At 68.0% G+C, this 12,140-nt stretch carries 7 protein-coding genes and 4 tRNA genes; 9 read left to right on the top strand and 2 right to left on the bottom strand.

What is annotated here, in order from left to right; genetic code table 11:
* The first annotated feature begins 1 nt into the window (after position 1).
* From uvrB to CYJ26_RS01195, 4 genes are all read left to right on the top strand, one after another.
* Positions 2-2,098, top strand: coding sequence for an excinuclease ABC subunit UvrB (uvrB, locus tag CYJ26_RS01210; protein ID WP_006549670.1), 2,097 nt, complete (start codon positions 2-4; stop codon positions 2,096-2,098).
* Between the two features lie 271 nt (positions 2,099-2,369).
* Positions 2,370-3,395: a TerC family protein gene (locus tag CYJ26_RS01205; protein WP_101637795.1), complete on the top strand. Its 1,026-nt coding sequence runs from the start codon at positions 2,370-2,372 to the stop codon at positions 3,393-3,395.
* Between the two features lie 16 nt (positions 3,396-3,411).
* A complete protein-coding gene (locus CYJ26_RS01200; RefSeq protein WP_101637794.1) occupies positions 3,412-4,404 on the top strand; it encodes a TerC/Alx family metal homeostasis membrane protein in 993 nt (330 codons plus the stop codon).
* The gene (locus CYJ26_RS01195) at positions 4,401-6,890 is read left to right on the top strand and encodes an HAD-IC family P-type ATPase (RefSeq protein ID WP_034237139.1); all 2,490 of its coding nucleotides are present in this window, start codon (positions 4,401-4,403) and stop codon (positions 6,888-6,890) included. Before CYJ26_RS01200 ends, CYJ26_RS01195 begins: the two co-directional genes overlap by 4 nt.
* Position 6,891: 1 nt before the next feature.
* On the opposite strand, the gene CYJ26_RS01190 is transcribed toward CYJ26_RS01195, so the two are convergent.
* Complete coding sequence (locus tag CYJ26_RS01190; protein WP_006549674.1) at positions 6,892-7,176, bottom strand: YciI family protein; 285 nt, start codon at positions 7,174-7,176, stop codon at positions 6,892-6,894.
* 138 nt (positions 7,177-7,314) lie between these two features.
* On the opposite strand from CYJ26_RS01190, the gene uvrA reads away from it, so the two are divergent.
* Together uvrA and CYJ26_RS01180 are read left to right on the top strand one after the other, a co-directional pair.
* Positions 7,315-10,161 (top strand): excinuclease ABC subunit UvrA, encoded by a 2,847-nt coding sequence (gene uvrA, locus CYJ26_RS01185; RefSeq protein ID WP_024034705.1) that lies wholly within the window; start codon positions 7,315-7,317, stop codon positions 10,159-10,161.
* Positions 10,162-10,211: 50 nt separating this feature from the next.
* Positions 10,212-11,588: a UTP--glucose-1-phosphate uridylyltransferase gene (locus CYJ26_RS01180; RefSeq protein WP_101637793.1), complete on the top strand. Its 1,377-nt coding sequence runs from the start codon at positions 10,212-10,214 to the stop codon at positions 11,586-11,588.
* Positions 11,589-11,646: 58 nt separating this feature from the next.
* Here CYJ26_RS01180 and CYJ26_RS01175 read toward each other — a convergent pair.
* Positions 11,647-11,719: transfer RNA gene (locus CYJ26_RS01175), tRNA-Val, on the bottom strand.
* Between the two features lie 150 nt (positions 11,720-11,869).
* Between CYJ26_RS01175 and CYJ26_RS01170 the strand changes: the two genes are divergently transcribed.
* From CYJ26_RS01170 to CYJ26_RS01160, 3 genes are all read left to right on the top strand, one after another.
* Positions 11,870-11,942, top strand: a tRNA-Gly gene (locus CYJ26_RS01170).
* Between the two features lie 37 nt (positions 11,943-11,979).
* A tRNA-Cys gene (locus CYJ26_RS01165) sits at positions 11,980-12,050 on the top strand.
* Position 12,051: 1 nt separating this feature from the next.
* Positions 12,052-12,126: transfer RNA gene (locus CYJ26_RS01160), tRNA-Val, on the top strand.
* Positions 12,127-12,140: the final 14 nt, after the last annotated feature.

Genomic DNA, 12,140 nt, shown 5'->3' with positions numbered 1-12,140 from the left:
CATGCGTCCTGTCACCGACCTGCGCCGTGCCGACAAGCCCTTCGAGGTCATCAGTCCGTACACGCCGTCCGGCGACCAGCCCGCGGCCATCGCTGAGCTCACCGAGCGGCTCAATGCGGGCGAGAAGGACATCGTCCTGCTGGGAGCCACGGGAACGGGCAAGTCCGCCACCACCGCCTGGCTTGTTGAGCAGGTCCAGCGCCCCACCCTCATCCTGGAGCCCAACAAGACCCTGGCCGCCCAGATGGCGGCGGAGTTCCGCGAGCTGCTGCCGGGCAACGCGGTGGAGTACTTCGTCTCCTACTACGACTACTACCAGCCCGAGGCCTATGTCCCCCAGACGGACACCTTCATCGAGAAGGACTCCTCGATCAACGACGAGGTCGAGCGCCTGCGCCACAGCGCCACGAACTCCCTGCTCACCCGGCGCGACGTCGTCGTCGTCTCCTCCGTCTCCTGCATCTACGGCCTGGGCACGCCCCAGGAGTACGTCGACCGCATGACCCCGCTGGCGGTGGGCGAGCGGATCGACCGTGACGAGCTGCTGCGACGCTTCGTGGGCATGCAGTACACCCGCAACGACATTGACTTCACCCGCGGCACCTTCCGGGTGCGCGGTGACACGGTGGAGATCATCCCGATGTACGAGGAGCTCGCGATCCGGATCGAGTTCTTCGGCGACGAGATCGAGTCCCTGGCCACCCTCCACCCGGTGACCGGTGACGTCATCTCCACCGTCGACCAGGTCTTCGTCTTCCCCGCCTCCCACTACGTGGCCGGTCCCGAGCGCCTGACTCGGGCTATCAAGGGCATTGAGGACGAGCTTGCTGACCGCCTGGCCGTCCTGGAACGCGACGGCAAGCTGCTGGAGGCCCAGCGCCTGCGTATGCGCACCACCTACGACCTGGAGATGCTGGGCCAGATCGGCACCTGCTCAGGCGTGGAGAACTACTCGATGCACATTGACGGTCGCTCTCCGGGCACACCGCCCAACACGCTGCTGGACTACTTCCCCGAGGACTTCCTCCTCGTCATCGACGAGTCCCACGTTACCGTCCCGCAGATCGGGGCCATGCATGAGGGCGATGCCTCGCGCAAGCGCACCCTCGTGGACCACGGCTTCCGCCTGCCCAGCGCCCTGGACAACCGGCCGCTGACCTTTGCCGAGTTCGAGGAGCGCATCGGTCAGACCGTGTACCTGTCCGCCACCCCCGGCGACTATGAGATGAAACGGTCCGACGGCGTGGTGGAGCAGATCATCCGTCCCACCGGTCTCGTGGACCCCAAGATCGTCGTCAAGCCCACCCAGGGCCAGATTGACGACCTCCTGGAGGAGGTGCGTGCCCGCACGGACAAGGACGAGCGCGTGCTGGTCACCACGCTGACCAAGCGCATGGCCGAGGACCTGACCACCTACCTCGCAGACCGCGGGGTCAAGGTCGAGTACCTCCACTCCGACGTCGACACCTTGCGGCGCGTGGAGCTGCTGCGCGAGCTGCGGCTGGGACAGTTTGACGTGCTGGTGGGGATCAACCTCCTGCGCGAGGGCCTGGACCTGCCTGAGGTCTCCCTCGTGGCGATCCTGGACGCGGACAAGGAGGGCTTCCTGCGCTCGTCGACCTCGCTCATCCAGACCATCGGGCGTGCGGCCCGAAACGTCTCCGGCGAGGTCCACATGTACGCGGACAAGGTCACCCCGGCCATGCGTGAGGCGATTGACGAGACCGAGCGGCGTAGGGCCAAGCAGATGGCCTACAATGACGCCCACGGCATCGACCCCCAGCCCCTGCGCAAGAAGATCGCGGACGTCACCGACATGCTGGCGCGCGAGGACGTGGACACCGAGGAGCTGCTGGCCGGCGGCTACCGGGGCCACGAGGACCGCCAGGTGGCTACGCGTCGCAAGAAGGCCGCCGAGGCGACCGTGCGTGAGAAGCTCGCCGGTGCCGCGGAGGCGGACCTGGTCGAGCTCATCAACGAGCTGACCGGGCAGATGCACGCTGCCGCCGAGGACCTCCACTTCGAGCTCGCGGCCCGGCTGCGCGACGAGATCCAGGACCTGAAGAAGGAGCTGCGCGCCATGAGGGCGGCCTCCTGACCACGCTCTGACCACGCCCTGACAGCGTGCCCAACGGCACAGCCGTGGCAGGGTGGTGGCGTTCGGAGGGGCCGGCGTCGTCCGTTAGACTCAGCGGCGTTCATACGGAGGGGAGTACTCCCACCAACAACGGCGTCGTCATCACGGCGGACCGGCCAGGCTTGCAGCCTGACCCGGCCCCCGGCGCCGCGGGCCCTGAAGGTGCCGCACCCAGCAGCGCGTTCCTGGCGGGAGGAGACCTCCGGTACCAGTCCCGTACCGGAGGAGCACCGTGGAGGTCCACGCCCTCGGATGGATCGCGCTGGCCGCGATCATCCTCGCCATGATCACCATCGACATCGTCGGGCACGTGCGCACCCCGCACGAGCCGACCCTGAAGGAAGCCGCCTGGTGGTCCGTGGGCTACATCGCCCTGGCCGTCATCTTCGGCGCCATCGTGTGGGGCGTATGGGGAGGCCAGTACGGTCAGGAGTACTTCGCCGGCTACATCACCGAGAAGGCGCTGAGCGTGGACAACCTCTTCGTCTTCGTCATCATGATCTCCAGCTTCCGGGTACCCCGGAAGTACCAGCAGGAGGTCCTGCTCGCGGGCATCGTGATCGCGCTCGTGCTGCGACTGGTCTTCATCCTGCTGGGAGCCGCCCTCATCGAGAACTTCTCCTGGGTCTTCTACCTCTTCGGTGCCTGGCTGCTGTGGACCGCCTTCTCCCAGGCCCGTGAGGGCGTGCAGGAGCCCGATCACCACTCCGAGGAGTACGAGCCCAGCGGCTTCGTTCGCCTCATCTCGCGCGTGGTGCCGATGACCGACGGCTTCGTGGGCGGCAAGGTCATCCACCGCCACGCCGGACGCACCATGATCACCCCGATGCTGCTGTGCATCATCGCCATCGGCACCGCGGACGTCATGTTCGCCATCGACTCGATCCCGGCGATCTACTCGCTGACGGCCGAGCCCTACCTCGTCTTTGCGGCCAACGCCTTCTCCCTGCTGGGCCTGCGCCAGCTCTACTTCCTCATCGACGGCCTGCTCGACCGCCTGGTCTACCTGCACTACGGCCTGGCAGCGATCCTGGCCTTCATCGGCTTCAAGCTGGTCAACCACGCCCTGCACACCAACGAGCTGCCCTTCATCAACGGCGGGCAGCACTGGGAGCTGATCCCAGAGCCGTCCATCGGGGTGTCCCTGGGCTTCATCGTCGTTGTCGTCATCATCACCGTGCTCGCCTCCCTCGTGGCCTCCCGACGCGCGGTGTCCTCCCAGGAGACCACCCCTGGTCAGGAGCAGCCGCGCTCCTGAGGAAGGACCTCCTTCCATGACCGTCGGTCCACTTGCCTGGACGGTACTGATCTGCCTGGTCCTCGGCCTGCTCGCCGTCGACTTCATCGGCCACGCCCGCAACCCCCACCCGCCCTCGATGAGCGAGGCCGTGCACTGGACACTGGGCTATATCTGCTTGGCGGCGCTCTACGGGCTGGGGGTGGGACTCACCGAGGGATGGACCTGGGCGGGGCAGTTCTACGCCGGCTGGCTCACCGAGTGGTCACTGAGCGTGGACAACCTGTTCGTCTTCATCCTCATCCTCGGCGCCTTCCGGGTGCCCAGGCCTTTCCAGCAGAAGGCCCTGCTGGCGGGCATCGTCATCGCGCTCGTGCTGCGCCTGCTCTTCATCCTGGCCGGGGCCGCGCTCATCGCCCGCTTCAGCTGGGTGTTCTACCTCTTCGGCGCCTTCCTTCTCTACACGGCGGTCAAGCAGGTGATTCAGGCGCGCGGCCAGGACGAGGCGGAGGACGAGGACGGCTCGCAGTACGTGGACAACGTCCTCACGCGTCTGGTGCGCCGGGTGGCCCCGGTGACCGAGGGCTTTGTGGGCAACAAGCTCCTTCACCGCCACGCCGGGCGCACCATGATCACGCCGTTGCTCGTGTGCGTGCTCGCCCTGGGCACGGCCGACCTCATGTTCGCCTTCGACTCCATCCCGGCGATCTTCGGACTGACCCAAGAGCCCTTCCTCGTCTTCAGCGCCACAGCCTTCTCCCTACTAGGCCTGCGTCAGCTCTTCTTCCTCATCGACGGCCTGCTCGAGTGCCTGGTCTACCTGCCTTACGGCCTGGCGGTCATCCTGGGCTTCATCGGCTTCAAGCTGGTCAACCACGCCCTGCACACCAACGCGGTGCCACTAATCAACCACGGTCAGCCTGTGACCGCCGTGCCCGAGCCCTCCACCGGAGCGTCCCTGGTGGTGATCATCGGGACTCTCGCTATCGTGGCCGCCACCAGCCTCATCCACACTCGGAGGAATGCATGAGCACTGCTGAGGACCGCCAGGGCCTGAGCCAGGCCGAGGTAGCCGAGCGTCAGCGCGCGGGCCAGACCAATGAGTTCAAGGAGACCACCTCACGCTCGGCGGCGCAGATCCTGCGGGCCAACGTCTTGACGATCTTCAACGCGATCCTCGCTATCGCCCTCGTCCTGGTGCTCGTCTTCGGTTCGCCTGCCGACGCCTTGTTCGGCTTCGTCCTCATTCTCAACACCGCCACCGGCACGTTGGCCGAGGTCCGCGCCAAGCGGGCGCTGGACCGCCTCACTGTCCTGGACGCCCCTGTGGCCCACGTGATCCGGGCCGGGCAGGAGCAGGACGTCGCCGTTGGCGAGGTGGTGCTCGATGACGTGCTGCGTCTGCGCAGCGGCGAGCAGGTGCCGGCCGACGCCGTCGTCCTGGCCGCTGACGGGCTGGAGGTAGACGAGTCGATTCTCACCGGCGAGTCTGACGCCGTGCGCCCAGGGCCGGGTGATGCCGTCATGTCTGGTACCACCGTCACCGCCGGCACCGCCGTCGTGCGCACCACGGCGGTGGGGGCGCAGGCCTACGCCCACCGCCTGGCTACCGAGGCGCGTCGGTACTCCCTCGTCGTCTCCGAGCTCCAGGCGGGTACCAACCGCATCCTGCACTGGATCTCCTGGGTCATCGTGCCGGTGGGCCTGCTGGTGGTCTGGTCCCAGATGCGCCTGCACGGGGGAGCGGCAGCCTCCTTCGCCACCGGGGAGTGGAAGGTAGCGCTTGTGGCGGGAGTTGCCGGCGTGGTCGGTATGGTCCCGCAGGGCCTGGTGCTACTCACCAGTGTCAACTTCGCCACCGCCTCACTCAAGCTGGCCCGCCAGCACGTGCTCGTCCAGGAGCTGCCGAGCGTGGAGGTCCTGGCCCGCGTGGACACGCTGTGCCTGGACAAGACGGGGACGCTGACCACCGGCCGGATCACGATGCGGCAGGTGCTCGGCGCCGCGGGCACGGACGACGGCGCCCAGAAGCTACGTGAACCTCTGCTGGCCTTGACCGGCGTGGCTGACCCCAACGCCACCGCCGAGGCCGTCCTGGAGGCGCTCACGGGCCAGGAGACCGGCACGGACACTGACGCTCGCAGCCTGGAGGCCGTGGCGGCCCTGCGCGAGAGGATCGGCCAGGCCGTGCCCTTCTCGTCATCGCGCAAGTGGTCCGGCGTCGAGCTTGACGGCGTCTGCTGGGTCATGGGCGCTCCCGAGATCGTCCTGAGCGGGGCCGACGGCGGTAGGCAGCTGCTCGGCCGCGCCGGCGAGCTCGCCGGTGGGGGAGTGCGGGTGGTCGCGCTGGCCCGCTCCGCCTCCGGCTTTGGCGAGGGCAACGGCGACGGCAAGGCTCGCCTTCCGCACGAGCTCGTGGCAGCGGGCCTGGTGGTCCTGTCCGAGGAGGTCCGCCCCGACGCTGCCCAGACCCTGAAGTACTTCCGTGCCCAGGGTGTGGAGGTCAGGATCATCTCCGGGGACAACCCGGATACCGTGGCGGCGGTGGCCGCTCGGGCAGGCGTGCGCGGACCGGGCGGTGAGGAGGGATCGCAGCCCGTGGCCCTGGACGCCCGCACGCTGCCCACCCGCGCCGAGGACCCAGCAGATCGTGAGGCCCTGGCGGCGGCGCTGGACGGGGCCCAGGTGCTCGGACGTGTCACGCCCGAGCAGAAGAAGGCCGTTGTCCAGGCCCTCCACCTGCGCGGGCGGACCGTGGCCATGACCGGCGACGGCGTCAACGACGCCCTGGCCCTGAAGGAGGCGGACCTGGGCATCGCCATGGGCAACGGCGCGCCGGCTACCAAGGCCGTGGCCCGGATGGTGCTGCTTAGTGGTGAGTTCTCGGCCCTGCCCGGTGTGGTGGCTGAGGGCCGGCGTGTCATGGCCAACACCGAGCGCATCGCCTCACTGTTCCTGTCCAAGACGGTCTATGCCAGCCTCATCGCCGTCGTCGTGGCGATGACGGCGATCAGCTATCCCTTCCTGCCGCGCCAGCTGACGATCGTGTCCTCCCTGACGATCGGTGTGCCTGCCTTCATCCTGGCGCTGGCCCCCAACACCCAGCGCTATCGTGCCGGCTTCCTGCCACGTGTGCTGGCCCTGGCGGTGCCAGCCGGTCTCGTGGCAGGCACGGCGACGCTGGCCACCCACGTGTGGCTCACGACCACCGGCGCCAGCGAGCCACAGGTCACCACCGGTGCCACCCTCGTGCTCGTCGTCGCCGGGCTCAGCCTGCTCACGCTCACCGCCCGGCCGCTGCTGGGATGGAGACTGGGGCTCATTGTCACCATGGGTGCCTTAGCCGTACTCGGGGTCCTGGTGGCGCCGGTGCGCGAGTTCTTCCTGCTGGCCTGGCCGACGACGTCGACGTGGCTGGCCATCCTGATCGGCGGCGGGGCGGCGGTCGCCGGCATCCAGGCCGTGGGTGTGGCCCGGTGGATCGGGCGGCTAACGAGCCGCGTCAGCAAGGAGTGACTCAGCGGATCGAGCCGATGACCGGGTTCCACTCGCGGGGGACACGCTCAGCGATGAACCCGGCCTGGTGGAAGGGATCGTCCTCAAGCAGCGCCAGGGCGCCCTGGGCGTCCTCGGCCCGCACGATGATGAGGGCGTCATGGGTGCCGACGTAGGGGCCGGCGGCGATGAGCTTGCCCTGCTCAGCCAGCTGGCCGTTGAAGGCGCGGTGGGAAGGGCGCACCTGCGCCATCTCCTCGTCCTTGTCCGTGACGTAGTGGTACTCGACGGCGAAGATCGTGCTCATGGGACTCAGCCTAGACCGGCCTGGGGCTGGTAAGTCGGCGGCCGGGCCTGAAGCGGCACCGGCACGTGGCCAAGGCCGCCTTCGCTGGAGTCGAACACGTGTTCCAAGGTGGCGGCCTCTCCCCCTAGAATCTCGCCCGTGAACGACTCCCTCATCATCCGTGGCGCCCGCGAGCACAACCTCAAGGGCGTCAGCCTCGACCTGCCCCGAGACAAGATGATCGTCTTCACCGGTTTGTCCGGCTCCGGCAAGTCCTCCCTCGCCTTCGACACGATCTTCGCTGAGGGCCAGCGCCGCTACGTGGAGTCCCTGTCCTCCTACGCGCGTCAGTTCCTGGGTCAGATGGACAAGCCGGACGTCGACTTCATCGAGGGCTTGTCCCCGGCGGTGTCGATCGACCAGAAGTCGACCTCGCGCAACCCCCGCTCCACGGTCGGCACGGTCACCGAGGTCTACGACTACCTGCGCCTGCTCTACGCCCGTGCCGGCGTCCAGCACTGCCCGGTGTGCGACGCCGTCATCTCCTCCCAGACGCCGCAGGCCATCGTCGACCAGGTGCTCGGTGGCCAGGAGGGCACCCGCTTCCAGGTGCTGGCGCCGGTTGTGCGGGGCCGCAAGGGGGAGCACACCGAGCTCTTCGAGGACCTCGTCACTCGTGGCTTCTCCCGGGTGCGGGTGGACGGCGCCGTCCACCGCCTGGGAGAGGTGCCTGCCCTGAACAAGAAGATCAAGCATGACATCGAGGTCGTCGTTGACCGCCTCGTCATCCGCGAGGGCATGCGCCAGCGCCTGACCGACTCGGTGGAGACGGCGCTGGGGCTGGCTGAGGGCCTGGTGGTCATCGACCGCGTGGACCTGGACGAGGATGATCCGGCACGCTTCCAGCGCTTCTCGGACAAGCGCGCCTGCCCCAACGAGCACCCTCTCCAGCTCGATGAGATGGAGCCGCGCACCTTCTCCTTCAATGCCCCCTACGGTGCCTGCCCGGACTGCACCGGCATCGGCTCTCGACTGGAGGTGGACCCTGAGCTCGTGGTCCCTGACGAGGAGCTGACCCTGGCCGAGGGCGCGATCGCCCCGTGGACCGGGCACCAGGAGCACTTCACTCGTCAGCTCGCGGCGCTGGGGGAGGACCTCGGCTTCGACGTCGACACACCATGGCGCGCGCTGCCGCAGCGCGCCAAGGAAGCGATCCTGCGGGGCAAGGACTATGAGGTCAAGGTCCGCTACCGCAACCGCTGGGGGCGTGAGCGCATCTACTCCAGCGGCTTCGAGGGCGTGCTCGACTACGTCATGCGCAAGCATGACGAGACCGAGTCCGAGCTCTCGCGCGAGCGCTATGAGGGCTACATGCGCGAGGTGCCCTGCCCCACCTGCCACGGTGCGCGCCTCAAGCCCGAGGTCCTGGCCGTGCGCGTGGGGGACAAGTCCATCGCCGAGCTCGCCGAGCTGCCGGTGGGGGAGGCCCGTGACTTCCTGGCCGACCTGCACCTGGAGGGCCAGGCGGCGGCTATCGCCGGCTCGGTCCTGACTGAGATCAACGCCCGCCTGGGCTTCCTCGTGGACGTCGGGCTGGACTATCTCAGCCTGGCCCGCGGCGCCGCCACCCTGTCCGGAGGTGAGGCACAGCGCATCCGGCTGGCCACCCAGATCGGCTCAGGGCTGGTCGGCGTGCTCTACGTCCTGGATGAGCCCAGCATCGGTCTGCACCAGCGGGACAACGACCGCCTCATCGAGACCCTGGAGAAGCTGCGGGACCTGGGCAACACGCTCATCGTCGTCGAGCACGACGAGGACACGATCCGTTCGGCGGACTGGATCGTGGACATCGGTCCCGGGGCGGGTGAGCTGGGTGGCGAGGTCGTCTACGCCGGGCAGCTGCCCGGGCTCCTGGAGGCCGAGGGGTCGGTGACCGGCGACTACCTGGCTGGGCGGCGTCGGATCGAGATCCCGGCCACCCGGCGCAAGCGGGAGAAGGGGCGCGAGCTCACCGTGGTCGGCGCGCGCGAGAACAACCTCAAGGACGTCACTGTCACCTTCCCGCTGGGCCTGCTCACCGCCGTTACCGGCGTTTCCGGCTCAGGCAAGTCCTCGCTGGTCAACTCGATCCTCTACCAGGTGCTGGCCAACCGGCTCAACCACGCCCGCGGCGTGCCCGGGCGCCACAAGACGGTGCGTGGTCTGGACAACCTGGACAAGGTCGTCCACGTTGACCAGTCGCCGATCGGGCGCACCCCACGGTCCAACCCCGCCACCTACACCGGCGTGTGGGACCACATCCGCAAGATCTTCGCCTCGGTGCCCGAGTCCAAGGTCCGCGGCTACGGTCCTGGTCGCTTCTCCTTCAACGTCAAGGGCGGTCGCTGCGAGGCCTGCAAGGGTGACGGCACGCTCAAGATCGAGATGAACTTCCTGCCAGATGTCTACGTCCCGTGCGAGGTCTGCCACGGCGCGCGCTACAACCGCGAGACCCTGGAGATCCGTTACAAGGACAGGACCGTGGCGGACGTGCTGGACATGACGATCCACCAGGCTGCGGACTTCTTCGCCGCCACTCCGATCATCGCCCGTCACCTGTCCACGCTGGTGGACGTGGGCCTGGGCTACGTGCGCCTGGGCCAGGCCGCCACGACGCTGTCGGGAGGCGAGGCCCAGCGAGTCAAGCTCGCCACCGAGCTTCAGAGGCGCTCGACGGGCCGGACTATCTACGTCCTGGACGAGCCGACCACCGGCTTGCACTTTGAGGACATCCGCAAGCTGCTCGCCGTCCTCCAGGGCCTGGTGGACAAGGGCAACTCCGTCGTCGTCATCGAGCACAACCTCGACGTCATCGCCAACGCCGACTGGGTCATCGACATGGGCCCCGAGGGCGGCAAGGGCGGCGGGACCGTGGTGGCCACCGGAACCCCCGAGCAGGTCGCCAGGAAGCCGGAGTCCCACACCGGCCGCTACCTGGCGCCCCTGCTCGCGCGGGCCAAGGGCTGAGGAGGGCAAACGGCGTGTCACGTCCGGCATGGGAACGCTAACCTGAGGCCATGAGCGAGAACGGACTCAACGCCGCCCAGAAGAAGATGCGTGACGCGGGCGTCGCGCAGCAAGCGATCGACGTCTTCAGCCACTACTACCGCGAGCTGGAGAACGGAGCCACGGGGCTGATCCCCGAGGACTCCATTGAGCCACTGACCCAGATCGACTCCCTCGACAGCGTCTCGGTCAGCCCGGAGCAGGCGCGCGATGCACTGTCTAAGACGGTGCTGATCAAGCTCAACGGGGGACTGGGCACCTCGATGGGCATGGACAAGGCCAAGTCCCTCCTGCCCGTGCGCGATGGCAAGACCTTCCTCGACCTGATCGTGGGGCAGGTCAAGGCGGCCCGCGTCAAGTACGGCGTGACCCTGCCGCTGATCTTCATGAACTCCTTCCGCACCCGCTGCGACACCCTGGAGGCCCTTGCGGCCCATCCCGGCATCGAGGTGGAGGGCCTGCCGCTGGACTTCCTGCAGAACCGGGAGCCGAAGCTGCGTGCCGACGACCTGACCCCGGTGACGTGGGAGGCCGACCCGGAGCTGGAGTGGTGCCCGCCGGGCCACGGTGACATCTACACGGCCCTGGTCGCCTCAGGCGTGCTCGATGCCCTGCTGGAACGCGGCTACCGCTACGCCATGACCTCCAACTCCGACAACCTTGGGGCCGCTCCCTCGGCGCTCATCGCCGGTTGGTTCGCCGCCTCGGGTGCGCCCTACGCCCCGGAGATGTGCCGGCGCACGCCCGCTGACGTCAAGGGCGGTCACCTCGCGGTGCGCAAGTCGGACGGCCGCATCATCCTGCGTGACACCGCGCAGACTCCGGCTGAGGAGATGCACTACTTCACCGACCAGTTCCGGCACCCCTTCTTCCACACCAACAACCTCTGGTTCGATCTCCAGGTGCTGCGTGACACGCTCGTGCAGCGCGACGGCATCCTGGGCCTGCCGCTGATCAAGAACGCGAAGACCGTCGATCCCTCCGACTCCTCCTCGACGCCGGTCATTCAGATGGAGACGGCGATGGGAGCTGCCGTCGAGGCCTTCGAGGGAGCCACGGCGATCGAGGTGCCGCGCAGCCGCTTCCTTCCCGTCAAGACCACCAACGACCTGCTGCTGGTGCGCTCGGACGTCTACGAGCTCGACGAGGACGGCCTGCTCCAGATGGCGGCGGACCAGGCCTGCACGGTGAACCTGGATACGCGCTACTACAAGAAGATCAAGGACTTCGAGGCGCGTTTCCCCGCCGGGGTGCCCTCGATCCGTCACGCTCGCACCTTCAGGGTCGAGGGGGACTGGACCTTCGGCCGTGGCGTGGTGGCGACGGCGGACGCCGTGGTGAGCCAGGACGGCGCCCCGGGCACCATCGCCGACGGCACGCAGCTGTAACGCGCTGACAGGAACGACGAAGGCCCGGACCGTGCGGTCCGGGCCTTCGTGCTTCCGGTGGGCGATACTGGAATCGAACCAGTGACCTCCTCGGTGTGAACGAGGCGCTCTAACCCCTGAGCCAATCGCCCGGTGCGGGTGACAGGCTAGCGGGCGATCGGCGCTGGCTGCAAATGCGGACCCGGTGAGGTGGATCACCGCGGTGTAGTTTGCGATCGGCCGTGGGGATGATGTTATGGTTCTCCAGCACCGAGCGGTTCGCACGAGCCGCTGGAACACATGCGGATGTGGCTCAGTTGGTAGAGCATCACCTTGCCAAGGTGAGGGTCGCGGGTTCGAGTCCCGTCATCCGCTCCGAGGAGCCGGGAGCCTCCCAGCCCCCAGCTTCCCTGGTGGGTTGGCCGAGAGGCTAGGCACCGGCCTGCAAAGCCGTTTACACCGGTTCGAATCCGGTACCCACCTCGGGCGATTGGCGCAGCGGGAGCGCGCTTCCCTGACACGGAAGAGGTCACTGGTTCGATCCCAGTATCGCCCACCATCAGGCTCGCAGTC

This window comes from Actinomyces urogenitalis, from assembly GCF_002861525.1.
Lineage (GTDB): Bacteria > Actinomycetota > Actinomycetes > Actinomycetales > Actinomycetaceae > Actinomyces > Actinomyces urogenitalis.
This window is presented reverse-complemented; position numbering and strand designations above follow the sequence as displayed.

Bases quoted from the DNA above. Each gene is read 5' to 3' on its own strand.
- uvrB (WP_006549670.1), top strand. From the start codon at position 2: ATGCGTCCTGTCACCGACCTGCGCCGTGCCGACAAGCCCTTCGAGGTC.
- CYJ26_RS01200 (WP_101637794.1), top strand. From the start codon at position 3,412: ATGACCGTCGGTCCACTTGCCTGGACGGTACTGATCTGCCTGGTCCTC.
- CYJ26_RS01195 (WP_034237139.1), top strand. From the start codon at position 4,401: ATGAGCACTGCTGAGGACCGCCAGGGCCTGAGCCAGGCCGAGGTAGCC.
- CYJ26_RS01190 (WP_006549674.1), bottom strand. From the start codon at position 7,176: ATGAGCACGATCTTCGCCGTCGAGTACCACTACGTCACGGACAAGGAC.
- CYJ26_RS01180 (WP_101637793.1), top strand. From the start codon at position 10,212: ATGAGCGAGAACGGACTCAACGCCGCCCAGAAGAAGATGCGTGACGCG.